This window comes from Variovorax sp. GrIS 2.14, from assembly GCF_046115955.1.
Lineage (GTDB): Bacteria > Pseudomonadota > Gammaproteobacteria > Burkholderiales > Burkholderiaceae_C > Variovorax.
The window spans coordinates 182,925-208,649 of sequence record NZ_JBJXIA010000007.1 but is presented as its reverse complement, the minus strand read 5'-3'; the positions used below and the strand labels follow the sequence as shown (position 1 = coordinate 208,649).

Sequence of the window (25,725 nt, the reverse complement as noted above, 5' to 3'; positions counted from 1 at the left end):
GCACAGCATGGTCAGCGCCGTCTTTCACTCTCCGCTCGACGCTTCCGCCGCAGTCCCGCTGCCGGCGAATGCGGCCGTCGCAACAAGCCCGGTGCGTGCGCCCGCTGCGACCCCCAGTGGCTCGGCATCGGGCGTGCGCAAGCCGCTCGACCTGCGCAAGTTCTGGATGCGCGTGCTGCCGCCGCTCGCGGGCTTCGGCATCCTGGTGCTGATCTGGGAACTGATCGCCGTACGAAGTGCCGGCACCTTTCCCGCACCGTGGGAAACCTGGCTGCAAGCGGTCAAGGTTTTCAGCGATCCGTTCTACAGCAACGGACCCAACGACCAGGGCGTGGGCTGGAACGTTCTCGCATCGCTGCAACGTGTCGCGGTGGGCTTCGGCCTGGCGGCGGCGGTCGGCATTCCGGCGGGCTTCGCGATCGGCCGCTTCGAGTTCCTGGCGCGCATGTTCAACCCGCTGATCAGCCTGCTGCGGCCGGTGTCACCGCTGGCCTGGTTGCCGATCGGCCTGCTGGTGTTCAAGGGTGCCAATCCTGCGGCCATCTGGACCATCTTCATCTGCTCGATCTGGCCGATGGTGATCAACACCGCCGTCGGCGTGCAGCGCGTGCCGCAGGACTACATGAACGTCGCCAAGGTCTTGAACCTGAGCGAGTGGAAGATCATCACCAAGATCCTGTTCCCCGCCGTGCTGCCCTACATGCTGACCGGCGTGCGCCTGGCCGTCGGCACCGCCTGGCTGGTGATCGTCGCCGCCGAGATGCTGACCGGCGGCGTCGGCATCGGCTTCTGGGTCTGGGACGAGTGGAACAACCTGAACGTGATGAACATCATCATCGCGATCTTCGTGATCGGCATCGTCGGCATGCTGCTCGAATACGCGCTCATCAAGATCGCGACCGCTTTCACGTTCGAAGAGGTGAAGTCATGAACGACGACAAGAAGTTCATCGATATCAGCGATGTCGAACAAACCTTCAAGACCGCCAAAGGCAGCTTCCAGGCGCTGCGTGACATCAACCTCACCGTGGCGAAGGGCGAATTCGTCGCACTCATCGGTCACTCGGGGTGCGGCAAGTCGACGCTGCTGAACCTGATCGCGGGTCTCACCATGCCGACGCACGGCACGCTGCTGTGCGCCAACCGGGAGATCGCCGGCCCCGGCCCCGAGCGCGCGGTGGTGTTCCAGAACCATTCGCTGCTGCCCTGGCTCACCTGCTACGAAAACATCTACCTGGGCGTCGAACGCGTGTTCGCGCCGACCGAAAATAAGGCGCAGTTGAAGGTCCGCACGGATGCGGCACTGGCGCTGGTTGGATTGACGCCGGCAACGAACAAGCGCCCTGGCGAAATCTCCGGCGGCATGAAGCAACGCGTCGGCATCGCCCGCGCGCTGGCGATGGAGCCCAAGGTCTTGCTGATGGACGAGCCCTTCGGCGCACTCGACGCGCTGACCCGCGCACGGCTCCAGGACGAACTGCTCTCCATCGTGCACAAGACGCAGAGCACCGTCGTCATGGTCACGCACGATGTGGACGAAGCGGTGCTGCTGTCGGACAAGATCGTCATGATGACCAACGGCCCTTCGGCCACGATCGGCGAGGTGCTCAAGGTCAATCTCGAACGGCCGCGCAATCGCGTCGAGCTGGCGGAAGACCGGCACTACGTGCAGTACCGCAAGGCTGTCATCGACTTCCTCTACACGCGGCAAGGCCACGTCGAAAAAGCGGCCTGATATGACATCCGCTCCAAACCTCGTGCCCAAGACCTTCATCCGCGTGATCGAGTATTGGGTGCCCAGCGAAGAAAGCGGCGTGCTCGAATTTGGCGGTGGATTGTTCGGTACGGCCACGCGCTTCGAAGCCGCCAGCCGCAACCTGTGTTTCGGCCGCGGGGAAGGCTTGCCAGGCCAGGCGTGGGAGGCCGGGCATCCGATCGTTCTGAAGGAGTTCGAAGGCTCGTACTTTCGTCGCGCCGTGCCCGCCAAGGCCGAAGGACTGACCTGCGGCATCGCGTTGCCGATCTTCAAGGGGCAGCAACTGAGTGCCGTGGTCGTGATCTTCTGCGGCGACGACGCAGAACATGCCGGCGCGATCGAACTCTGGGCCAACGATCCGGCAGAGTCGAAAGACATGGACCTGGTCGACGGTTACTACGGCACCACCGGCGACACCTTCGAATTCATTTCGCGCGCTACCAGCTTTCGTCGCGGAAACGGATTGCCCGGCATGGCGTGGGACAAACAAACGCCGGTGTTCCTGCCCGACCTGGGCAAAGCATCGGGATTTTTGCGGGCCGATGGCGCCATCAAGGTCGGCATCAACCGTGGCTTTGCGACGCCCTGCTCGACCATCGATGGCACCAACTACGTGATGGCCTTTTTGTCGGCGCTGGCCACGCCGATCGCGCGGCGCGTCGAAATCTGGGAGCCGGACGTGACCGGCACGCAACTGGTGCGCAGCTTCGGCTTCTCAGAAGCCGAAGGCATGCTCGGCGAATCCGAGATCGTGGCCGCCAGCGAAGAGGCGTCGAACGCGCTCGGCCGAGCCTTTGCGACAGGTGTGCCCGCGGTGGCCGCGCCGATGATCGCGATCCCGGTCGCGCCCGAAGGCAACATCACCGCGGTGATGGCTCTGTATTTCTGATCACGACTCGATCCGGAGGGATGAACCCATGAAAAAGATGAATCTCGTGCTGGTCGGCAATGGCATGGCCGGCGTGCGCGCGGTCGAAGAGCTGATCAAGTTGGCACCCGATCTGTACGACATCACAGTGTTCGGCTCGGAGCCGCACCCCAACTACAACCGCATCCTGCTGTCTCCCGTGCTGGCCGGCGAACAGACGGTCGACCAGATCATCCTGAACTCGTGGGAGTGGTACACCGAGAACAACATCACGCTGCATGCCGGCAAGACAGTGACCGAGGTCGACCGCGTGAAGCGCATCGTGCGCGCGGTCGCTGCCGACGGCAGCGTGATCGAGGCGCCCTACGACCGGCTGCTGCTGTGCACCGGCTCCAATCCGTTCATCCTGCCGGTGCCGGGCAAGGACTTGAAGGGCGTGATCGCTTACCGCGACATCGCAGACACCAACACGATGATCGAGACGGCCAAGACGCATAAGCATGCGGTCGTCATCGGTGGCGGCTTGCTCGGCCTCGAAGCCGCCAACGGTCTGATGCTGCGCGGCATGAGCGTGACCGTGGTGCACGTCAACGCGTGGTTGATGGAGCGCCAGCTCGACGATGTCGCCGGTGGGCTGCTGCGCAAGTCGCTCGAACAACGCGGGCTCGAGTTCCGTCTCAATGCGCAGACCCAGGAGTTGATCGACGATGGCGCAGGCCGCGTCAAGGCCGTCAAGTTCAAGGACGGCACCGAAGTACCGGCCGATCTGGTCGTCATGGCAGTCGGCATCCGCCCCAACACCGCATTGGCAGAATCGATGCGACTGCACTGCAACCGCGGCATCGTCGTCAACGACACGATGCAGACGGTGACCGATGCCCGTATCTATTCGGTCGGTGAATGTGCCGCGCACCGCGGCATCGCTTACGGACTGGTCGCGCCGCTGTTCGAGCAGGCCAAGGTCGCGGCCAACCATCTTGCGCAGTTCGGCATCGGCCGCTACATGGGCTCGCTGACGTCGACCAAGCTCAAGGTGACGGGCATCGACCTGTTCAGCGCCGGCTCGTTCATGGGCGGCGAAGGCACCGAAGAAATCGTGATGAGCGACCCGTTCGGCGGTGTCTACAAGAAGCTCGTCATCAAGGACGACAAGCTGGTGGGCGCTTGCCTTTACGGCGACACGGTCGATGGCAGCTGGTACTTCAAACTGCTGCGCGACGGCCGCAGCGTGAGCGACATCCGCGAGAAGCTGATGTTCGGTGAGTCGAACATCGGCGATACCGGCCACGAAGGCCACAGCAGCGCCGGGGCGATGCCCGACGAGGCCGAGGTCTGCGGATGCAACGGCGTGAGCAAGGGCGCGATCTGCAAGGCGATCAAGGACAAGGGACTCTTCACGCTGGACGAGGTGAAGAAGCACACCAAGGCGAGCGCATCGTGCGGTTCGTGCACCGGACTGGTCGAACAGATCTTGATGTTCACCGCCGGGGGCGACTACTCGGCTGCACCCAAGAAAAAGGCGATGTGCGGTTGCACCGACACCAGCCATCAGGACGTGCGCGAGGCCATCCGCGCCCAAAAATATCTGTCGCATGTCGAGGTGTACGAAGGCCTCGGCTGGCGCACGCCCAACGGCTGCGCGAGCTGCCGGCCGGCCGTCAACTACTACCTGATCAGCAGCTGGCCGAAAGAAGCGAAGGACGATCCGCAAAGCCGCTTCATCAACGAGCGCAGCCACGCGAATATCCAGAAGGACGGAACCTATTCGGTGATCCCACGCATGTGGGGTGGCCACACGACGCCAGACGAGCTGCGTCGCATCGCCGACGCAGCCGACAAGTACAAGATCCCGACGGTCAAGGTCACGGGCGGCCAGCGCATCGATCTGCTCGGCGTAAAGAAAGAAGACCTGGCCGGCGTGTGGAAAGACATCGGCATGCCGAGCGGCTTTGCCTATGCGAAATCGCTGCGCACGGTGAAGACCTGCGTGGGCAGTGAATGGTGCCGCTTCGGCACGCAGGACTCGACGCAGATGGGCAAGGACATCGAGCACGCGCTGTGGGCAATGTATTCACCGCACAAGGTCAAGATCGCGGTGAGCGGCTGCCCGCGCAACTGCGCCGAAGCCGGCATCAAGGACGTCGGCGTGATCGGCGTCGACTCGGGCTGGGAGATCTATGTCGGCGGCAACGGCGGCATCAAGACCGAGGTCGCGCACTTCCTGGTCAAGGTCAAGACGAGCGAAGAAGTGATGGAGTTCACCGGCGCCTTCCTGCAGCTCTATCGCGAGGAAGGCTGGTACCTGGAGCGCACGGTGCACTACATCAGCCGCGTCGGGCTCGACCGCGTGAAAAAGCGGATTCTCGAAGACGTCGCCGGTCGCAAGGCGCTCTGGGAAAAGCTTCAGTTCGCGCTCGATGGCGAGCCCGATCCGTGGTTCGAGTCGAGCCGGGCGGCGGTCGACGTGCGGCAGTTCGTGCCGGTCGCCGGGGCGGATACGACGCCGCCGGCGAGCGCTGCGGCACCTGTCGCGCAGCCCGCTTGATGTCCGACGCACTGAAGGAGAGCAACCCATGAGCGAATGGAAATTCATCTGCCGCGTCGACGAGATTCCTGTGCTGGGATCGCGTCGCGTGGTGCGGCCGGTCGGTGTGGCGGTCGCGGTCTTTCGCAACAGCCAGGACGAGGTCTTCGCGCTGCTCGACCGCTGTCCGCACAAGGGCGGTCCGCTGTCGCAAGGCATCGTGTTCGGCACCAGCGTGGCGTGTCCACTGCATAACTGGACGATCGGCCTGGACGATGGCTGTGCACGTCAGCCCGACGAAGGATGCGTGCCGAAATTCGCGTGCAAGGTCGAAGGCGGGCAGGTGATGCTCGATGCGCACGAGTTGGCGACGCATGCGCTGGATTTAACTGCCCCGCGTGCGGGACCGGGGGCCGCAACGGCCGGCGCTATCGGTGACGGGACGTTCGATGTTCAGACGCCGCACAGCGCTTGAATGTTGCCTCGATACGCAAAGAGGCGGCAAGAGCCAGGAATGAAAGAAACAAGGTCAACCTGCCCCTACTGCGGCGTCGGCTGCGGCGTGATCATCGAGTCCGATGGCGCGCAGATCACGGGTGTGCGTGGCGATCCGGACCACCCCGCCAACTTCGGCCGGCTGTGCACCAAGGGCTCGACATTGCACCTTACTGCGACAGCGGAAGTGACGCGCCAGACCCGGTTGTTGCAGCCGATGCAACGCCTCGTGCGCGGGCAAGCTGCGACACCGATCACCTGGGAGGCGGCGCTCGACACCGCAGCCGACAAGTTCGCCCAGGTCATTCGCGACCAGGGTTCCGATGCGGTGGGCTTCTATGTCTCGGGCCAGTTGCTGACCGAGGACTACTACGTCTTCAACAAGCTGGCCAAGGGCCTGATCGGCACCAACAACATCGACACCAACTCGCGCCTTTGCATGAGCAGCGCGGTGGCCGGGTACAAACAGACGCTCGGCTCCGATGCGCCGCCCGCCTGCTACGACGACTTCAACGACGCGCAGTGTTTGTTCATCGTCGGCAGCAACACGGCATGGGCGCATCCCATCCTGTTCCGCCGCATCGAGGATGCCAAGCGTGCCAACCCGGCGATGAAGATCGTCGTGGTCGATCCGCGCCGTACCGACACCTGCGAGATCGCCGATCTGCACCTGGCGATCCAGCCGGGCACCGACGTCATGTTGTTCCACGGCATGCTGCACCTGATGTTGTGGGAAGGCTGGACAAAGCCCGACTACATCGCTGCGCACACCAACGGCTTCGACGCGCTCAAGGCCACCGCGCGCGACTGCACGCCCGACAAGGTGGCGCAAATTTGCGGCATCGACAAGACCGCCTTGCTCGAAGCGACGCGCCTCTTCGCGACCTCGACCGCGACCCTCAGCCTGTACTGCCAGGGGCTGAATCAATCGTCTTCAGGCACCGCGAAGAACGCGACGCTCATCAACCTGCACCTGGCTTCTGCGCAGATCGGCCGGCCCGGTGCCGGGCCGTTCTCGTTGACCGGACAACCCAATGCAATGGGCGGGCGCGAAGTCGGCGGCATGGCCAATCTGCTGAGCGGGCACCGTGATCTTGCTAACGCAGCACACCGGGCTGAAGTCACTGCGCTGTGGGGCCTGAGCGAGGGCAACGAAGTGCCCGCCAAGCCCGGCAAGACCGCCATTGAAATGTTCGAGGCCGCAGCCGATGGCGAGATCAAGGCGCTGTGGATCTCTTGTACCAACCCGGCCCAGTCGATGCCCGACCAGGCAACCGTCCGGCGTGCGCTCGAACGCGCCGAGTTCGTGGTCGTGCAGGAAGCCTTTGCGACCACCGCCACCTGCGCTTATGCCGACCTGCTGTTGCCTGCGACCACCTGGGGTGAGAAGACCGGCACGGTGACCAACAGCGAGCGCCGCATCTCTCGCGTGCGCGTCGCAGTGCCGGCGCCCAGCGAAGCGCGTCACGATTGGTCGGCGGTGGTCGACTTCGCGCAACGGCTCGAAGTGCGGCTGCCCAGGCGCTCCACCACCACGCTGTTCCCCTACCCGCTGCAGCACTCGCTGGCAGGCGACGATGCCGGCGCCGAAGCGATCTGGAACGAGCATCGCGAATCGACGCGCGGTCGCGACCTCGACATCACCGGCCTCGACTGGAAGATGCTCGATGCGCTAGGGCCGCAGCAATGGCCGTTGCCTGAAGGCCGATCGGTCGGTCGCGTGCGGCTGTACGAAGACGGCATCTATCCGACGCCCGACGGCAAGGCGCGCTTCGTCGACACGCCTTACAAGCCGGTAGCCGAACAACGCGAGGCGCGCTTTCCGTTCTCGCTGAACACCGGGCGGCTGCGCGATCAATGGCATGGCATGAGCCGCACCGGCACGCTCGGCAGACTTTTCGGCCACGTGCCGGAACCCGTGGTGCAGATGAACGCGCAAGACATGGCGCGGCGTCAGCTGAAGGACGGTGATCTGGTGCAGCTCACTTCGCGGCGCGGCGCGCTCGTGTTGCCGGCACAAGCCAGCGCCGAGGTGGGCCTGAGCCAGTCGTTCGTGGCGATGCATTGGGGCCAGGAATACCTTAGCGGTCGATCGCCAACCGGCGAGCGATTGGCCGGCATCAACGCGCTGACCAGCCCGGCCTACTGCCCCGACTCGAAGCAGCCTGAACTCAAGCACGCGGCCATCCGCATCGCCAAGGCGGAGCTGCCGTGGACACTGCTCGCGATCGCCTGGCTGCCCGACGATCGCGCGCTAGAGACCGAACGTGCGCTGCGCGACCTCATGGCGAGCTTTGCCTTTGCGAGCTGCGTGCCGTTCGGTGCCGGCGGTGCGTTGACGTCGGGTACGGCCGAGCGCACCGGGGTCCTGTTCCGCGCGGCCGACCTCGAAGCCGCACCTGATGCGGTGCTTGAGCAAATCGAAGACTTGCTCGGATTGCCGAGCCCCGACACCTTGCGCTATGCCGACGCCCGCCATGGCCAGCGCCGCACCGTTCGTCTGGTACGCACCGGCACCAACGACGAAGAGGCCAGGCTCGAAGGTTTCTTGCTGGGCGGCGACACCCGGGCCGAGGCCTGGATCAAGACATTGCTGCAAGACCAGTTGCCGGCGCAAGCCTTCGGTCGCCAGTTGCTGCGGCCGGGCTCGACCCCGCCGGTCGAAGTGGCGTCGCGTGGCAAGGTCGTCTGCAGCTGCTTCGGCGTGACCGAAACTGCCATCGGCGACAAGCTGCGGCATTGCGCGGGTACCGATGCCGAACGACTGGCGTCGCTGCAGGGGGCGCTGCAATGCGGCACCAACTGCGGCTCATGCCTGCCCGAACTGAAGCGCATGGTGCGCGCCACCACGCCCGACACTGCAGAAGCCGTGCCGTGAGCCTGTCGATCGCTCAGGCCCTCAATAAACCCATAAGCCCCTTCGACTTTCGGCATAAGCCTTGCGGGACAATGGGCGCACCCATGGGAATCAGCCACTACATCAAGGAAATCGGCCGCGGCGCGCGAGGCGCCAAGCCACTCACGCGCGAGCAGGCAACCGACCTGTTTGGGCAGGTGCTGGACGGCACCGTGACCGACCTCGAAGTCGGCGCCTTCTGCCTCGCGATGCGCATCAAAGGCGAAACGCCGGAAGAGATGGCCGGCTTTCTCGATGCCACGCATGCACGGCTCGATCTTTTCCCCGCGAGCGACCTGCCGCTCATCGTGCTGCCCAGCTACAACGGCGCGCGCAAGTTGCCGGTGCTGACGCCGCTGCTCGCGCTGCTGCTGGCGCGCGAAGGTTTGCCGGTGCTGCTGCATGGTGCGGCCACCGAATCGACACGCGTGCTCACATCGAACGTGCTTGCGGCGCTGGGCACCAATCCGATCACGGTCGTAGGAAAGATCGCCGTGGGCGAGATTGGATTCGCACCGACCGAACTCCTGAGCACCGGCCTCAAACGACTGCTCGACGTGCGTCGCGTCGTCGGGTTGCGCAATCCGGCACACAGCGTCGTCAAGCTGATGCAGCCGACCGCGGGCTCGTGCATCGTGATCGCCAGCTACACCCATCCGGAATATGCGCAGTCGATGGCCGCGACCTTCGAGCTGACGGGCACGAGCGCCCTGCTGTCGCGCGGACTCGAAGGCGAAAGCGTGGCCGATCCGCGCCGCACTGCGCAGGTCGACGGCTTCATCAGGGGCCAGCGCATCGCAATGCAGGAGCAACAGGCCGGCACGCTGAGCGAGGTGGCCGGTCTGCCTAGGGAGATCGACATCGACACCACGGCGGACTACACGCGGCGTGTGTTGGCAGGCACGCTGCCTTTGCCCATGGCCATCGCCCGGCAAGTCGAACACATCAAGCAACTGGCCCAACAACTGGCGGACAGCCCATGAACTCACTTTCCCATTCGCATCGAGGCAGCTGCACCCTGGTCGGCGCCGGCCCGGGCGATCCCGATTTGCTCACGCTGAAAGCCGTCAAGGCGATCCACGCGGCGACGGTGTTGTTCGTCGATGACCTCGTCAACGACGCGATCCTGAGCTATGCGCGGCCCGGTGCCCGCATCGTCCATGTCGGCAAACGCGGCGGTTGCAAGAGCACGCCCCAAGCCTTCATCGAAAAGCTCATGATCACGGCGGTGCGCGAAGGCGAAGCCGTCGTGCGCCTGAAGGGTGGCGACCCGTTCATCTTCGGCCGCGGCGGTGAAGAGGTCGAACACCTGCGCGAAGCAGGCATCGAATGCACGGTGGTCAACGGCATCACCGCCGGCCTCGCGGCTGCGACGTCGCTGGGCGTGCCGCTGACCCATCGCGATCATGCACAAGGCGTGGTGTTCGTCACCGGCCATGCCAAAACCGGTGCCGGCGCAGGCGACGACCCTACCGACTGGCGGGCGCTGGCTGCGATGGCGTACCACGCACGCCTCACGCTGGTGATCTACATGGGCGTGGCGGGCGCTGCGCACATCCAACGGCAATTGCTCGAAGGCCTGCCGGGCGAGACGCCCGTTGCGGTCGTTCAGCACGCCAGCCTGCCCCAGCAACGGCACATCGTGACGACGTTGAGCGACCTGCATACCGGCATCGCCGACGCCGGCCTCGCGAGCCCGTCGGTTATCGTCGTCGGCAATGTATTGCAAGGCATCGCAGCGGCGACAGTCGCTTTGCCGGAGCGCGACAAATTCGGCACCTGACCGCCTGAACTAGGCTGTTCGCACGGTCGGCCTGGCGTCGAGACAGAAGTCGGCCAACTAAAATCCCGGCCACTCATACAACAATGCCAAGAGGGTCGGGATGCTCGAAAAACTGAACGAATTCACCGCAAGCCACGGGCAGCTGCAGCGCGGCAGGGGCCTTGTCACAGGCACCGTTGCACTGAGCCTGGGCATCCTTTGCTTTCTGGGCGTGCTGGCTTTTCACTTCCCGCAGTACCTCACGACGCCCGAGCTTCGCAAAAGCTACAACGTCGACGTGATGCGCTTCATCCTGCTGGCGGCGATGGTCATCTCAGGTGGGATGGCGCTGGTGAACATCATCTTCAATCGCTCGCGCTGGTTGTCGTCGGGCGCCTTCTTGTTGATCGTCGCGGCCGCACTGCTGGGCGGCAACAAGGTGCCGGTCGACAGCAACTTTCCGGATCACACGCCCTACATCGGGCTCGACTGGTTCATCCTCGATTTGCTCGGCTCCTCCTTGATCTTCATCTTCGTCGAGAAGTTATTCGCACATCGCAAGGACCAACCGATCTTTCGTGAAGAGTGGCAGACCGACTTTCACCACTTCGTGGTGAACCATATGATCGTCGGCTTCGTGCTGCTCGCAACCAACCTGCTGGTGCACAGGCTGTTCGGCTGGGCTGCCAACGACGGCCTTCGCGGCTGGATCGCCAACCTGCCCTTCTGGGCTGGCGTGCTGTTGATCGTGCTGGTGGCCGACCTGGTCCAGTACTGGACCCACCGCAGCTATCACGAGGTGCCGCTGCTTTGGCGTCTGCACGCGGTGCATCACAGCGTGAAGAGCATGGACTGGATGGCGGGCTCGCGGCAGCACATCCTCGAGTTGTTGATCACACGCACGCTGGTGCTGGCACCGATCTACGTGCTGGGCTTCTCGAAAGAAGTGATCGACGCATACATCGTCATCGTCGGCTTCCAGGCTGTGTTCAACCATTGCAACGTGAGCGTGCGCCTGGGGCCACTGCGCTATCTCATCGTCACGCCCAATTTTCATCACTGGCATCACGCTCAGGACGATGAGGCCATCGACAAGAACTACGCGGCGCACTATGCGTTTCTCGACTACTTCTTCGGCACCGCCGTGAAGAGCACCAAGCTGTGGCCGGAGCAATATGGCGTGGTCGGCGACTACGTGCCGAACGGCTTCTTCAAGCAGCTGAAGTTCCCGTTCGTGTGGAAGGGATGATGGGCGCCGCTCGATGGATTGCGGTCGGTGCAGCTGCTCTTCTCCTTTCCGCCTGCGCGTCGCAGATCGACCTGCCCACCAAAGAAGCCGGCCTGCGCGTGCGCATGCAGAACTCGGCCATCGCGCCAGGCAACGGAGGCGAGCTGATCAAGGCAGATGCGCTGCAACCCGGCGACATCCTCCTGACCTCGGTTGCCACGGTCAGTTCGTTCGGTATCCGGCTCGGCACTTTTTCCCCTGTGAGTCATGCGGTGCTGTACCTCGGTGACGGCGTCGTGGCCGAAGCTGTCGGCACGGGCGTACGAGAGCGCGGCCTCGACGCGCTGGTCGACGACGAGCAGATGGTCGTCGCCTTCCGCCTGCCAGGCGTCACCGGTGCGCACGTCGACAAGCTGCGCGCCTGGTCGCATTCGCAGGTCGGCACGCGCTACAACACGGTCGGCGTGATGCTCGACGCGCCTTTCGTGCTGAACCGTCGGGTGTGTGAGCTTCCACTGATTCCAGGTGCCGTGCGCAGTTTTTGCGTCAGCGGCTTCGCGACGGTTCAGCTCGGCGCCAGTCGCAACGACCAGTTCTTCTGTTCGCAGTTCGTGCTGGAGGCCTACAACCAGGCTGGCCTGCCGATCACGACGACAGACCCGCGTTGGGTCAGCCCGGCCGACTTGCTGCATATGCGCGAAGGCGACGTGCCCTCGGTGGCGTCGAGCAAGCCGTTGCGGTACATCGGTCACCTCAAATACAACCCGCCGCCGACGATCACCGCCGATGGGGCGACGACCCGGTGAGCGCGTCGAGTTCGCCGGGCGCCTCGCGCTTCGACGTCGTCGTCATCGGCGCCGGCGCAGCCGGTCTTTTCTGTGCCGGCATCGCAGGGCAACGCGGGCTCAAAGTCTTGCTGCTGGACCACAGCGAACGCGTGGCAGAAAAGATCCGCATCTCCGGTGGTGGCAGGGCCAATTTCACCAACCGCGATCTCGACGTAAGTGCGCCGCAGCGCCACTTCATCGGGGACAACCCCAACTTTTGTCGCTCGGCACTTTCACGCTACACGCCGCAGCAGTTCATCGATCTCGTGCAGCGGCATGGCATTGCATTCCACGAAAAGCACAAAGGGCAGTTGTTTTGCGACGGCTCCTCGCAGCAGATCATTGACATGCTGTTGGCTGAATGCGCTGCGGGTGGCGTTGCGCGTTGGCAGCCTTGCAAGGTGCAAGAAGTCGCCGAACGCAGCCAAGGCAGTGACGGCAGTGACGGCAGCGAAGGCATCGACGCAAACCGCTACCGCATCGAGACGGATCGCGGGCCCATCGACGCGGCCAGCGTGGTCGTTGCCACCGGTGGACTGTCGATCCCGCAAATCGGCGCCAGCGACTTCGGCTATCAACTCGCCACACAATTCGGCCTCCGCGTCGTCACACCGCGACCTGCGTTGGTGCCCCTGACCTTTGGCGGCGAAGCGTGGGCGCCGTACGCCGAACTGGCCGGGTTGGCATTGCCGGTGCGCATCGAAACCGGCACCAAGAAAGAACGCATCGCGTTTCTCGAAGATCTGCTCTTCACGCACCGCGGGCTATCAGGCCCCGCCGTGCTGCAGATTTCGAGCTACTGGAAGCCGGGCGCGCCACTCACGCTCGACTTCGCGCCGGGCGTCGACATCGCCGTAGCACTCGGCGATGCCAAGTTGCGCTCCAAACGTCGCACGGTGAACGAACTTGCATCGCTGGTGCCCTCGCGTCTGGCAGATGCGTGGGTGGGTCAGGAAGCCGCATTGCAACGGCCGATCAACGAGGCACCTGACCGGGCCATCGCAGAGCTTTCACAGCGAATCGCACGCTGGCAAATCACGCCAAGCGGAACCGAGGGATACAAGAAGGCCGAGGTCACTGCAGGCGGCGTCGACACACGCGATCTTTCCTCGCAAACCATGGAGTCGAAACAGCCCGGCCTCTATTTCATCGGTGAAGTGGTCGACGTCACTGGCTGGTTGGGCGGCTACAACTTTCAGTGGGCGTGGGCCAGCGCCCATGCATGCGCCCACGCGCTTTAGGGTTTGCCCGTTGCGGCCGGTGAGCGATGCGGCTGTTTTGCCGGCGCAACGATATCGACTTCGTTGATTGTCCAGTCGATCAATGCCGACGCGACTCCGCCCTGCTCTTCCGCCACGCGCCACCAGTAATGCCGGGGCGGCAGGTCCGGAAGCACGAGGCCATTGCCATTCACTCCCGCACGACGCGTCACGAACGAGTTGAATTGTGGGTCGCGCGCCAGCTCGACCACATAGCGACGGTCGGCGTGCCGCGGCTCCCACGCCAGGACTTGCCGCCCATCGGCTGCGACATCGACGCGACTGGTCAACGTGCTGTCACGCGGCACGAAAGCCAATGTTTGCCCTGGTAGTCCCTCGAAGCCATCGACATCGAGCGCTGCCATGCGCAGGTGATAGAAGCCAGCCGGCAGATGCGGCAACGTGAACGTCGGGGCCAGCGCCTGCAGTTCCCAAAGCAAGTGCTCGAAGCCATCGTCGCTAGCGACTTGAAGCTGGTATGCCGAAGCGTTGGATACCGGCTGCGCAGTCACGCGACGCGTGTCTCGCGCGACGAGTACGCCGTCGCGTTCTTCAAAAACGGGCGCCGACAACAAGGCCCGCGTCTCCGCGGAGGAATCTGCCGTGAGCTTTGCACCAAAGCCGCCAAGCACTAGCGCGGGTTGCGCGGCAGGTGCTGTGGTCAATGCAGAAACAGCCCCTTGCATCACATCCAGGGTGATGCGGTCGCCGTCATCGCAAACCACGAAATGCGTGCCGCGTACGCCGAGCACACCACGTCGCGTCTCGATCTCGTAGGCGCGCTGCACAACCGGTGTCACGCGCGACTCGACGCGACCTGCAAGGAGTTTGAGTCGCATATGTCGACGCTGCGACACCAGAAGTTGCACCCGACTGTCAGACGGCACCAGCGCGCGACTTCCGTCTTCGAAACGCAGCATGGCGAAGGCACTGGCGCCGGTCGACAACACATCACCAGGAAGCATCTTCTCGCCGCCATTGACGCGGTCGATGCGACCTTCGTGCACGAGTTCGACGGAACCGACGAGATTCGAAAGGATGCCGGCAGATGTCTTGTCTGCTGTCTTTGCAGATACCCTTTCAGATACCGAAGATTGTGCGACGGCGGAGGCTGCGCTGACAGCGATCAGCAGCGCGATAAGGGTGCCGCGATTCATAGAGCGGGCGTCCCAACGAAGTCGTCGACGTCGAGCCGATAGCCAATGCCGTAGACGGCCTGGATTCGCGTGTCGCTCTTCTGATTGAGTGCCAGTTTCTGGCGAAGACGGTAGATACGGGTTTCGAGTGCGCGCAACCCGGAAAGATCATCCGCCAGTCCGCAGACTTCGAGAAGATAGTCACGCGATACCGCGCGTCCAGAGTGTCGAAACAGTGCAAGCGCCAGTTTCGATTCCGAAGGACGAAGTTCGATCGGTTCGTCAGCACCCGCGTATTGCACACTCGCCGCTCCGACGTTGAAAGTCCATCGACCCCATTGCAGGCCTTCGTTTTCGCTGGTCCTGAAAGGCGCAAGCAGTCGATAGACCCGGGCACTCAATTCGTGTGGTCGAAAAGGCTTGACCACATAGTCGTCGGCGCCCTCGGCCAATGCCGCACTCACCTCCTGCTCGCGCCCGCGTGAGCTGAGCATGAGGATGGGCATCGTGAGGCCACCGGTACGCCGCACCAACCGCAACAGTGCCATGCCGTCGAGGTCTGGCACGGACCAGTCGAGCACCATGAGATCGAAGGTATCGGTGCGTGTGGCCTCAAGCAATGCACGACCGGACTGGAACATCACGCAGCGCACTGGAAGACCGCGCTCGCTCAACTGCATCTCCAGTGTGGTGGCGAGGTGAACCAACTGGGATGGATCGTCTTCGAGAAGGGCAATGCGCATAAAAGTCATTTTTGCATCGGCACCTCAATGCAAAACGGAGATAAGTCACCGATCGTGTAGAGGAGGTTCGTCGCAATTGTGAAATTGCTCACCGGCACTCACCGGGGCCGCATTAGTTCACGCGCTGATTGATCGATACATCCAGACACTGCGACACCGCACAACGAATGCGTCGAACAACACACCGTGGCAAGCGCCACTCTCAGCGAGAACCACCATGCATATTTTTGGAACTTCATCCCTGCTGGCCTTGAGCCTGGCCGCGGCCTGCGCCGGGGGCGCACAAGCGCAAGCCGTCCCCGACAAAACGAAAGCAGCGGCCGAGTCTGCTGCATCGCAAGTTGCGCGCAAGGCACCCGTGCTGCGTGGCCTGCTGTTCGTGACGCAAGAACGTGCCGAGGTGAGCTCACCGACGGCAACTGCCGCAGCTGCACGCGCTCTGTGCCGGCCCAGCACCGATGCGGTGCCAGCGGTCACCATGTCGACGCAATCCGCAGGAGAAGTGCAAGCGCTTCGTGCCCAGCTGGTTCAAGTTGCAACGACCGAAGCAGCTGCCGCTCGCGTGAAGAGCGCGGTGTCCGCTGAACTCCTGCCAACGGATTTGTTGCGCGCCCGTGTAACAGACTTCATCGGGCGCCCAGTCGACGCCGCGCTCACGCAAGGCGTTGTAACCGAAGTGGTCAAGCTCATCAACGAGCAAGGCCGCTACCTTGCCGATGTGTTCTTCCCAGAACAAGTCACCAGCGATGGCATTCTTGTCGTTGTCGTACGGCCCGCGCTGCTCGGCAACGTGACGGCGATCGGCCAGAAATACCATGACGCCAACGACTTCACTTGCCGCGTTCGCCTGCAAGCCGGTCAGCCGGTCGACCTGAAGGTCATTGCAGACGACCTCGCACAGCTCAACAGCCAGAGCAGCTGGCACTACACCGCCGTTCCGGAGTTCAAGCCCGGCACCGCAGCGGGCACAACCGATCTGGTGCTGAACACCGCAGACGACAAGCCGGTGCGCTACTTCGTCGGCGCCGACAACGGCGGCACGCGCGTCACCGGGCAGGGCCGCTACCACGCAGGCGTCAACGTCGGCAACTTTCTCGGCAAGTTCGATCATGAGTTCGACTACACGCTGACGACCGCCGGCGACTACAGCGCATTCCACAACCACAGTCTGGCTTACCAGATACCGCTCGAGAACAGGCAACGCCTGACCGCGCGTCTGGACTTGTCGAAGAGCGATGTGCTGCTCGAACAAGGCGCCTTTCGCTCCAATGGCGACAACCAGATCGCGAGCCTCGAATGGCTGGTGCCGCAACTCACTGTGCCGGGTTTGCTCGACTGGGGCAAGAACATGGCGAGCGAGACATCGTTCGGCGCCGAATACAAGCGAATCGGCAATGCGTTGGCCTTCAACCAGGAGCAGGTCTCCAACGTCGCACCCAAGGTACTGCAGGGCTACGCCGCGTGGCGTGGTGCCTGGCAAGACAGCATGGGCGCGAGCCAGATCTACACGCGGCTGACGCTGTCGCCTGGTGGTGTGGTCGATCGCAATGACGATCGAACCTTCGACGCATCGCGCACCAACGCGAGCTCGAGCTACTGGCGCCTGAACGGCAACTACAACCGCAGCTTCGCATTACCGGGCGACTGGTCGATAGGCGCCACGCTCAATGGCCAGCTGGCACGCAAGCCGCTCATCTCGAGCGAACGCATGACGCTCTCCGGCATGGGCGGCGTACGCGGCTACTACAACGACACGCTGACCGCCGACGCCGGCATCACCGGTTCGCTGGAGCTTCAAAGCCCGCGCCAGAGCTTCACGCTCGGCAACCAAACCGCCTTCTGGTACGCGCTCGCATTCCTCGATGCCGGCCGTAGCTGGAACGCTACGCGGGAATACAACGCCGACCTGAACAAGACGGGCAGCCAGTTCAACCTGGTCTCGCATGGCGTGGGGTTCCGCGTCGAAACGTCGAAGCACTCGTTCTTGCGCTTCGACATCGCGCGCCGCCACTTCGGCATGGACAACGACCGCAAGTGGCTGTGGAACGGCTCCTTGCAGGTCGCCTTCTGAACACCCCCCAAATTTATTGAGACCAAGATCATGAACAAGCACATCCATCGCGTCATTTTCAGCAAGGCCCGCGGCCAGTTCGTCGCCGTCAGCGAAACCGCCACGTCGCACACCAAAGGCGCCAGTGGCAGCACCGAAGGCGGTGGCGGCATCGTTCGCATCGCCGCGATCGCATTGGCAGTCGGTCTTCTCTGCAGCGGTGCCATGGCGGCGCCCTTTGGCGGACAAGTCGTCAATGGCGGTGCCACCATCAACGGTGGCGGCAACCTCACCACCATCAACCAGACCACCAACCGCGCGATCATCAACTGGCAAGGTTTCGGCATCGGCAACGGCCAGACCGTTCAGATCAACCAACCGGGCGTCAACGCCGCGTTGCTCAATCGCGTGACCGGCAACCTGCCGACGCAGATCGACGGCAGCCTGCTTGCCAACGGCAAGGTATTTTTGATCAACCCGAACGGCATCGTCGTCGGCGCCAACGGGCTGGTCAACGTGAATGGCGGCTTCGTCGCCAGCACCCAGAACGTCGGCGACAGCGCCTTCATGGCCGGCGGTGCGCTCAACTTCAGTGGTGCGCAAGGCGGTGAGATCACCGTGCTCGGCCGCATCGAAAGCGCCAGCGGCCCGATCACGCTGATCGCGCCCAAGCTCACCGTGGCGGCAGGTTCGGCCCTGACGGCCGGCCCGTCCATCAACCTCGTCGCGGCAAGCGACGTGACGCTGTCGAACGGCACATTCAACGTGACGCCGCATGCTGGCGATGCAGGTGAACTGACCAGTGCCGGCGCGTTGCAGGCCGCACAAGTGCAGTTGGCCGCGGTCAACAACAACCTGGGCGCACTGGCCATCAACACCAGCGGCACGATTCGCGCCACGGGTGTGCAAAACAACGCCGACGGTTCGATTCGCATCGTGGCCATCGGCCAGGGCACGGTCGAACTGCACGACGCCGGCCTGACCGCGACCAACGCAAACGGTACGGGCGGCAAGATCGACGTGACCGGAACGTACACCGGCCTCTTCGGCAACACGACGCTCGACGCATCGGGCACCACGGCGGGCGGCAGCATCCGCGTCGGTGGCGGATTCCAGGGCAAGGAAAGCGACATCGCGAATGCGCAAGCCACCTACGTCGACCAGGGCGTCAAGCTCAACGCCGACGCGACGGCACAAGGCAACGGCGGCCGCGTCGTGGTGTGGGCCGACGGCACCACACGCTACAACGGCGACCTCAGCGCCAAGGGCGCGGGTACCGGCAACGGCGGTGACGCCGAAGTGTCGGGCAAGGGCACGCTGGCGTTCAATGGCACGGCCGACCTGCGCGGTGGCGAGGGCGCAAAGACCGGCACACTGCTTTTGGACCCGAGTGACATCACCATCAGCAATGCGGCGAACAGTACCGCCTTCGCCAACCCGTATGACCCGGCCGCCAGTTCCAACCTGAATATCGGCACGCTGACGACTGCATTGCAAACCGCCAGCGTCACGGTCAAGACCAGCGGCGGCAGTGGCGGCGTGGGTGACATCACGATTGCCAATGCAATCGACTTGGCGAACTCGACAGCCAATACGACTTTGAATCTGCAGGCCGATCACGACATCAACGTGAATGCAGCGGTGACCAATTCCGGAGCCGCTGCGCCCGGCATTTTCTTCTTGGCCAATCGGGACGTGAACTTCAATGCCAACGTGTCGGTGGGATCTGTATTGGCTGCCGCCGGGCGCGACATCAATGTCAACAGTGCAGTGCAGAGCGGACGGACCATATTGGCCGCCGCCGCGGTCGCACCCTTGACTTACTTTCTATCGGACTCCGTAGGTGACCTCTACACCAGCAACTGGCAATCCGGCACCGGCGTGATTCGGTTCGGAGGCGCGGGCACCGTCAGCAGCACCGAGCTGCTGGTCCTCAACTCCGGGAAGGACGCCGGCGGCAACCGTACCAACCTGACGATGTCGACCAATGTAGTGGGCACCGCCACCGTCATCCTCAGTTCCGGATTCGACACGGTAAACCTGGACACCAACCGTTCCGGCAGGCGGCTGGACATCGATGCCAAGACCATCAATATCTCAGCGACAACGCTGGGCGACCAGTCGAATACCTTGAACGCCGCGAGTTTCGATGCCTCGAACAACTATGTTGCATCAGGCTGGCATGACCAACAAGGGCTGATCAACTTCATCAATCCGAGCGTTGCCTTCACAGGTGTGGGGGAACTGAATCTGGCTTCTGGCTTGGCCGGGACCGTTCGCAATGACCTTCAAGGCAGTGTGCAACTCGCTGGGCCAAGCGGTTCGCATGATCAGATCGCGCTGAATGGGTTCAGGGATGTCACGATCAACGAAGCCCTGACGGCGACAGATCCTGCACGATTGGGCATTAACGTTACAGGCCGCAACATTTCCGTTGCTCAGAGTCTGACGTCGCTCGGAAGCGTCCTCCAACTGGAAGCTGCGGCCTACGACACGGGTGCTACGGTTCAAAACGCATATACGACCGGCGGATGGCGCAGCCAGCCAGGCTTGCTGCGTTTCATGAACCCGGCCACAACCACGCTGACAGGCGGAGTCAACCTGTATTTGACGTCAGGGGTGGACTATGCGGGCAATTCGTTCAGCGCCAACCCCGGCGGCCCAGGCGCTGCTACCTCGGCCGGAATCGAGGCGCGGGTCGATCTTCCAGCCAACCTGTCGTTTGCCACTCGACCCGGTGACCTGACCATGCCAGGAGGCGTTTCGTTGGAAGGGTTCCGCGATGTCACGCTGCCCTACCAAACCATAGGCGGCGCATATGACGTGAATGCACGAAACATCACTGTTCCAACCGCTTTTACAGGAATCTATGCCGGAAGGATCGCCATCAATGCGGGCGCTTTCACTGACTTGCCAGGCTCTCCCAATTTTCCCGGTAGTCCGGCAATGGTCAGCACGCAAACTGCCACCCGCGACGGCAGTGGCAACAACGAAGGAACTTTTAACCGCCCCGGCGATAAGACGCTCGATCTTGGCGGCAGGTACATCTGGCTCAATTCCGGCATCGGCGCGGGTGGAACGCACCCCAATCTGAATTTAGGCGCCATCACACCAGGCGGCACTGCGGGCGCTGCCATCGGGATTCACGGCTTTGGCACCCTCACCACCATGGCAAACGCCCCCATTTCAAGGCTTGCGTTCGACAACAGCTTCCCCGGCATCGTGCAACTTTCCGCCTCTTCGATCGTTGTTCGCTCCGACATCACGTCGTATGCCGTGCAGTTGTCGGCAGGGAGCTACAACACCACCACCGGTGCCAGCACTGGCTCGGACGCGAACACCGGCACTCTCACGTTCGAGAACAACCCGGTCTTGCGGGCCGGAGTGAATCCACAAATTGGTGGAGGCCCGGGCATCGGCTTGGCCGCCGGCACCGACAGCGGCCCTCTGAGCTCCACAGGCCCTGGCGGTGTCACCTTCGGTTATGCCGACCCGACATCACCAACAATGCCGTCCTTTACCGTCAGCGGCTTCAACGGCACCGAGATCCTGATGGAAAACGGGCAAGCGTTGCATGTCAACGAGATCGCCCCCTACACCTCTATTGGCTATGCCCCGTTTTTCATCACGCAGCGCCCCACCGCCAGCGGTGACGTGGTGCTGCTCAGCGATGTGACCACCAACGGCAACACGTTCATCGGTTACAGCGACGGTGGCATCGATGCCGGCGGCGGCGGCATCCGCAACGGCAACCACACCATCACCACTCCGAACAGTTTCTACTTGATCGCAGGCAAGGACAGTGCGGTGAACATGGCCGCGAATGTCCTGTCGGTTGCGGCAACCGGCGCAGGCGCCACGCTGGTGGTCAATGAAAAAGACAACGTCACGGTGCTCGATCGAATTCCGTCGGCGGCCGGCAACATCGAGATCAACGCCCGCGGCGAGATCGATTTGCCCACTGACTGGACGCGCACAAACGATGCCAGCCTGACTTTTCATGCCGACGCGCAGTACGGCAAAACACTCGCTCCAGGCGCAACGACCGCCGTTGTTGCAGACCTCAACTCGATCTACACCAACACCGGCGTCTACGGCGAGACCGGTGGGGACGGCCTAGGCGCCGTCACGCTGCGCAGCGCAGGTCCGATCCTGATCACGCCGGTGTTCCGCAGCGTGCTGGTGGTCGAAGCCAACACGGTGGCACCCGCCGGCCTGTTCGACCTGAACGGGGTTGCCATCCCTGTCGGTACTACGCTGACCCGCGGGCAGCAAGTCTCGTACGGCACGGCCGGCGCGTTGCCCAGCTTCGACTTCGATACCGTGACGGCCAGTGGCAACCCGATCCGTACGGCGACGCAAGCCGCGCTCGGCGGCTTTACCGTGCCGGCCGGTGGCGCGCTGCAGTACTACTACAGCAACGTCGATGCACTGGGCGCACCACTTCCGCTGGCACAGCAGTACCAGCCGATTCCTGTCGGGACGTTCATCCCGACAGCCACGCCCGTGCTGGTCAAGGAGGGCGCGCCGATTCCCACCCAACTTGCCGGCATCAATGCCACGCCGTGGTCCGGTTCAGGGCTCCAGGACTATGTTGTCGGCGGCTACCAGACCGCTGCCGCCAGCACCGTGCCCAACTACACCTCGCTGGGTGCAGGCACGACCTCGGCACACCAGACCATCACGACCACCGGCACGGCAGGCGCACTGGCGGGCGACACTCCCGTCAATGCCGCACTGGCTGCCGATTACTACGGCAACCCAGTTGCCGGCACCAACACGACGCTCAACTTGTCGGGCCAGTTCTACACGCTCAACGGGACGCAAACCGGACCGACGACCTTGAACCAGCTGGCAGCCGGCACAGGCAACAACTCGGCCAGCGGCAACGGCTGGGACATCGGCTACGGCACGGGCACGCTGTCGACCAACACCGGCGACCTGCGCATCTACTCGGGACCGGCCCACGCGACCGCAGGCCCGAGCTATGCACAAGGCGATGCCGCCGACCTGAACATCTTCACCAACCCGGCAGCGACGACTTTCGGCAACGGCGTCCTGGTGCGCGATGGCGCAATCAAGGTATCGACGGGCACCGGCAACCTCGTGGTGCTCGGCTACCGTGACGTCAACGTCGAACCGAACGGCACGCTAGCTTCGCAAGGCAACGTCACCATCGGCGCATCGCGTGACCTGAACATCAATGCGCCCGTGCCGGTCGACAACGCCGGCAAGCTGACGACGTTGATTGCCGGCAACATGATCACGGCGACCCAGACCATCGGCACCACGGGCACCGGCAATCTGATGCTCGTCGCAGGCGGTGGCGTCAACGTCGACACCAACGTGGCCGTGCTTTCCGGCAGCCTGCAAGACAGCACACCGCGCACCGGCGTGCTGGCAGGCGGCCAGACGGCGACAGGTACCTTCTCGGTGACCAACACCGGCGCACTCGTCGTCGGTGGCCCTCAGACCAACAACGAAGTGAACGACATCACTTTCGACGGCACCAGGGGCATCGTTTACGACGCGACCACGCCGTTGACGCGGGCCGGCATCGTGAGCAGCACGGCGGTTGGCAGCAAGGCGCCCGCCTTCGGCAACATCGCTGTGGCGACAAGCTCGGGCAACCTGACGATCGATCAGCATGTCGACAGCACCACCACTGGCGGCACGATCAGTCTGACGGGTGCGCAAGACGTGGTGTTCAACGCGCTCAGCACAGACAGCACCAAGAGCACGCACGCACAGACCACCGGCACCGTGAACGTCACCGCCGTGGGCGGCAGCATCGTCAACGCGAGCGGTCTTGGCGGCGCGGGTCAGGAACAGGTGATCGGCAACGTGGCCAATCTGCAAGCAGGCACTGCAATCGGTGGCGGCATCATCGACAACACGGCGACCGGTTTCAACAACGTCAACGACCTGAACCTGAACGTGCTGACGCTTACGGCCAAGGCCAGCGCCGGCGACGCCGTGCTCTGGAACCGCGGCGCGGTGGATATGGCCGGCGCGAGCGGTGCATCGGGCTACTTCGGCATCAACGCCGGTGGCCTGATCCAGCAGAACGCAGCGGCGACCCTGACGGCCGCCAATGCCGAGTTCGACACCATGCGCGACACCACCATCGGTGTCGTCGATCTGCGCAATCGGACTGCGCTGAATATTGCCGGCACCAACCTATCCGGTGGCAACTACACCGCCACCAGCGAAAGCGCCGGCGTCGCGATGACGGCGGGCTCGACCCTCAACGCGAACGGAAACGTCACGTTGAACGGTGCGCCGATTGACACGTCGCTCGGTAACGTCCATGCGGCCGGTCTGGTCACGCTCAATGGCTCGGTCATCGGCACCCTGCCCGGCAATTCGTCGGCACTCGCGATCGTCGGCACCACGGCCACCGTGACCGCTTACGGCAGCGGCAAGGACTTCGATCTGCACTCGGTGCTGAGCCCTGCAGTGCTGGCACAGCTGACCACACTGGGCGTGACGGATGTCGTCGTGAACCTGGGCAACAAGTCGACCGGCTACTCGGTGGCGCAACTGACCGGCAACGCGATCCTGGTGAACAACACCGGCAATGTGGTGGCAGGAGGATGGACGGTTCGCACCGGCCCGGCGGCCATCACGACGCCTGCGACGGGTGTGCAGCAGTACAACCTGACGGACACCGGTGGCGCGGTGAACCTGGGCGCGATGAACGCCACGGTCAACGCAGCGTTGGGCACAGGTTATGCGACTGGCTCGCAAGCCAGCCCGATCGTCGCTGCGGTCAGCACGCTCAACACGGCATCCGGCTTCGACACGACCAAGGGCTCGAACGTGACGCTGTTGAACACCACGAGCAGCGGTGTCTACTCGGTGAAAGATGCCAACGACGTGACCATCGACAGCACGGCGAGCATCAACGCTAGCTACATTCGCGGCAACAACGATGTGGCGCTGATTGCAGGCAGCACGAACAATGGAAACCTGACGACTTCGGGCGCGTTGTATGCGGGCAGCGACCTGATCGGCGTGGCCGGCAACAGCGTCGTGCTCAATGGCGGCACCAGCATCACGGCAGCCAATGGCAACGTGACGCTCGTCGCGGACGAAACGGCTGGCAGGGCTGCAGGCACTGGTCAGTTCATCAACAACGTGCCGGGCCTGAACATCCATGCGAATAGCGGCAACGTGGCGATCTATGCAGTCGCAGGCGGCGCAGTGCCGGCAGGCTACACGCAGGTGCCGACCCAGGTCGCCTTCAATGGCCTGCAGGCCAACGGCGTGACGCTGTCCGAAGCGCAACCCTTCGAGCAATGGAACCAGAGCTATCAGGCGGACACCGGTGGTAGGAGCTACGTGCCGGGCACCGGCATCGGCAGCGCACCCCACGTCCGTTACAAGCAGGTGCTCGCCGTCGCGCCGCCGGCACCTCCTGCAACGCCTGGCGCGGCCTTCGAGTTTGCGCCGACATCGCTGCGTATTCCGCGGCCACTGCCTGCTGCGCCAAGCATCTTGCCGACGCTGCAAGCGGCCATGTGGGTGCAGACGCCTGAAGATGGCGGGTGTGCCTGGGCCGACCAGTACGGCAGGCGCTACATGCCAGGCGAATACGGACCAGAGTCCTACTTCGCTGTACCGACCTACCTGGCCAGCTCGCTCAACGGTCGCGAGATTGAAGGCGGATCGGCAGGTCCATGCAACGTCGTCGCCAAGCCCTACTTCCCCGTAGTGGCCAACCCGGAAATTACGCTGGAAGTCGTCGTGGCACGACCTGGTCCCGGCGCTATCGAAACGCATCGCGTGTCGATCGGTGCCGACGGCCTGTTCCGGTTCGATCGCTCGGACATGAAGGATTTGCTCCCTGAAGGTAAAGCGAAGATCGAACGGCTCGCGAATGAAATTCGCAGCGGTTTCGTCAGCATCGTCGGCATTAAAGTGATCGGTCATGCCGACCGTTTGGGCACCGCGGCGTACAACCTGCCGCTGTCGAAGAAGCGCGCAGACACCGTGCGCGCCCTGCTGATGCAAAACGGGCTGGATGGCAAGCTCATCACGACCGAAGGCCGAGGCGAGGCGGAGCCGGTAATGGTTTGCACCGGAACCGAAGCAACGGCTGCGCTGACCAAGTGCCTGCAACCGAACCGTCGAGTGACCGTCGACCTGACCGCGCAAGCAGGTCGATAAGCGAGCGGGA

Annotated in this window: 15 protein-coding genes; 13 read left to right on the top strand and 2 right to left on the bottom strand. The window is 63.5% G+C overall.

What is annotated here, in order from left to right; all coding sequences use genetic code 11:
* Positions 1–7 precede the first annotated feature (7 nt).
* From ntrB to RCH10_RS13925, 11 genes are all read left to right on the top strand, one after another.
* The gene (gene ntrB / locus RCH10_RS13975; protein ID WP_323496217.1) at positions 8–931 is read left to right on the top strand and encodes a nitrate ABC transporter permease; all 924 of its coding nucleotides are present in this window, start codon (positions 8–10) and stop codon (positions 929–931) included.
* Positions 928–1,734 (top strand): ABC transporter ATP-binding protein, encoded by an 807-nt coding sequence (locus RCH10_RS13970; RefSeq protein WP_323496218.1) that lies wholly within the window; start codon positions 928–930, stop codon positions 1,732–1,734. The genes ntrB and RCH10_RS13970 overlap by 4 nt, the downstream gene beginning before the upstream one ends.
* 1 nt (position 1,735) lies before the next feature.
* On the top strand, positions 1,736–2,644 hold the full coding sequence (locus RCH10_RS13965; RefSeq protein ID WP_409052830.1) for a GAF domain-containing protein: 909 nt from the start codon (positions 1,736–1,738) through the stop codon (positions 2,642–2,644).
* Between the two features lie 28 nt (positions 2,645–2,672).
* A complete protein-coding gene (gene nirB, locus RCH10_RS13960; RefSeq protein WP_409052829.1) occupies positions 2,673–5,168 on the top strand; it encodes a nitrite reductase large subunit NirB in 2,496 nt (831 codons plus the stop codon).
* 28 nt (positions 5,169–5,196) lie between these two features.
* On the top strand, positions 5,197–5,622 hold the full coding sequence (gene nirD, locus RCH10_RS13955; RefSeq protein ID WP_409052828.1) for a nitrite reductase small subunit NirD: 426 nt from the start codon (positions 5,197–5,199) through the stop codon (positions 5,620–5,622).
* 39 nt (positions 5,623–5,661) lie between these two features.
* The gene (locus RCH10_RS13950; RefSeq protein ID WP_409052827.1) at positions 5,662–8,520 is read left to right on the top strand and encodes a molybdopterin-dependent oxidoreductase; all 2,859 of its coding nucleotides are present in this window, start codon (positions 5,662–5,664) and stop codon (positions 8,518–8,520) included.
* An 83-nt stretch (positions 8,521–8,603) separates the two neighbouring features.
* Positions 8,604–9,521, top strand: a complete 918-nt coding sequence (gene ybiB / locus RCH10_RS13945) for a DNA-binding protein YbiB (protein WP_409052826.1) — start codon at positions 8,604–8,606, stop codon at positions 9,519–9,521.
* Entirely contained in the window at positions 9,518–10,321 is an 804-nt protein-coding gene (gene cobA / locus RCH10_RS13940; RefSeq protein ID WP_409052825.1) for a uroporphyrinogen-III C-methyltransferase, read from the top strand. The genes ybiB and cobA overlap by 4 nt, the downstream gene beginning before the upstream one ends.
* Positions 10,322–10,421: 100 nt before the next feature.
* A complete protein-coding gene (locus RCH10_RS13935) occupies positions 10,422–11,549 on the top strand; it encodes a sterol desaturase family protein (protein WP_409052824.1) in 1,128 nt (375 codons plus the stop codon).
* Positions 11,549–12,334, top strand: a complete 786-nt coding sequence (locus tag RCH10_RS13930) for a YaeF family permuted papain-like enzyme (RefSeq protein WP_409052823.1) — start codon at positions 11,549–11,551, stop codon at positions 12,332–12,334. Before RCH10_RS13935 ends, RCH10_RS13930 begins: the two co-directional genes overlap by 1 nt.
* Positions 12,331–13,596 (top strand): NAD(P)/FAD-dependent oxidoreductase, encoded by a 1,266-nt coding sequence (locus RCH10_RS13925; RefSeq protein WP_409052822.1) that lies wholly within the window; start codon positions 12,331–12,333, stop codon positions 13,594–13,596. Before RCH10_RS13930 ends, RCH10_RS13925 begins: the two co-directional genes overlap by 4 nt.
* Here RCH10_RS13925 and RCH10_RS13920 read toward each other — a convergent pair.
* Both RCH10_RS13920 and RCH10_RS13915 read right to left on the bottom strand, forming a co-directional pair.
* A complete protein-coding gene (locus RCH10_RS13920; RefSeq protein WP_409052821.1) occupies positions 13,593–14,771 on the bottom strand; it encodes a FecR domain-containing protein in 1,179 nt (392 codons plus the stop codon). The two genes, RCH10_RS13925 and RCH10_RS13920, sit on opposite strands and share 4 nt — an antisense overlap.
* The gene (locus RCH10_RS13915; protein WP_323496228.1) at positions 14,768–15,493 is read right to left on the bottom strand and encodes a response regulator transcription factor; all 726 of its coding nucleotides are present in this window, start codon (positions 15,491–15,493) and stop codon (positions 14,768–14,770) included. Before RCH10_RS13915 ends, RCH10_RS13920 begins: the two co-directional genes overlap by 4 nt.
* Before the next feature lie 217 nt (positions 15,494–15,710).
* Here RCH10_RS13915 and RCH10_RS13910 point away from each other — a divergent pair, with 217 nt between their 5' ends.
* Positions 15,711–17,564, top strand: coding sequence for a ShlB/FhaC/HecB family hemolysin secretion/activation protein (locus tag RCH10_RS13910; protein WP_409052820.1), 1,854 nt, complete (start codon positions 15,711–15,713; stop codon positions 17,562–17,564).
* A 30-nt stretch (positions 17,565–17,594) separates the two neighbouring features.
* The gene (locus RCH10_RS13905; RefSeq protein ID WP_409052819.1) at positions 17,595–25,715 is read left to right on the top strand and encodes a filamentous hemagglutinin N-terminal domain-containing protein; all 8,121 of its coding nucleotides are present in this window, start codon (positions 17,595–17,597) and stop codon (positions 25,713–25,715) included.
* Positions 25,716–25,725 lie beyond the last annotated feature (10 nt).

What these genes read in the sequence shown, in the direction of transcription:
- nirD (WP_409052828.1), top strand. Translation starts at nt 5,197, where the DNA reads ATGAGCGAATGGAAATTCATCTGCCGCGTCGACGAGATTCCTGTGCTG.
- RCH10_RS13905 (WP_409052819.1), top strand. Translation starts at nt 17,595, where the DNA reads ATGAACAAGCACATCCATCGCGTCATTTTCAGCAAGGCCCGCGGCCAG.
- RCH10_RS13965 (WP_409052830.1), top strand. Translation starts at nt 1,736, where the DNA reads ATGACATCCGCTCCAAACCTCGTGCCCAAGACCTTCATCCGCGTGATC.
- ybiB (WP_409052826.1), top strand. Translation starts at nt 8,604, where the DNA reads ATGGGAATCAGCCACTACATCAAGGAAATCGGCCGCGGCGCGCGAGGC.
- RCH10_RS13920 (WP_409052821.1), bottom strand. Translation starts at nt 14,771, where the DNA reads ATGAATCGCGGCACCCTTATCGCGCTGCTGATCGCTGTCAGCGCAGCC.
- ntrB (WP_323496217.1), top strand. Translation starts at nt 8, where the DNA reads ATGGTCAGCGCCGTCTTTCACTCTCCGCTCGACGCTTCCGCCGCAGTC.
- RCH10_RS13930 (WP_409052823.1), top strand. Translation starts at nt 11,549, where the DNA reads ATGGGCGCCGCTCGATGGATTGCGGTCGGTGCAGCTGCTCTTCTCCTT.
- nirB (WP_409052829.1), top strand. Translation starts at nt 2,673, where the DNA reads ATGAAAAAGATGAATCTCGTGCTGGTCGGCAATGGCATGGCCGGCGTG.
- RCH10_RS13910 (WP_409052820.1), top strand. Translation starts at nt 15,711, where the DNA reads ATGCATATTTTTGGAACTTCATCCCTGCTGGCCTTGAGCCTGGCCGCG.
- RCH10_RS13970 (WP_323496218.1), top strand. Translation starts at nt 928, where the DNA reads ATGAACGACGACAAGAAGTTCATCGATATCAGCGATGTCGAACAAACC.
- cobA (WP_409052825.1), top strand. Translation starts at nt 9,518, where the DNA reads ATGAACTCACTTTCCCATTCGCATCGAGGCAGCTGCACCCTGGTCGGC.
- RCH10_RS13950 (WP_409052827.1), top strand. Translation starts at nt 5,662, where the DNA reads ATGAAAGAAACAAGGTCAACCTGCCCCTACTGCGGCGTCGGCTGCGGC.
- RCH10_RS13935 (WP_409052824.1), top strand. Translation starts at nt 10,422, where the DNA reads ATGCTCGAAAAACTGAACGAATTCACCGCAAGCCACGGGCAGCTGCAG.
- RCH10_RS13915 (WP_323496228.1), bottom strand. Translation starts at nt 15,493, where the DNA reads ATGCGCATTGCCCTTCTCGAAGACGATCCATCCCAGTTGGTTCACCTC.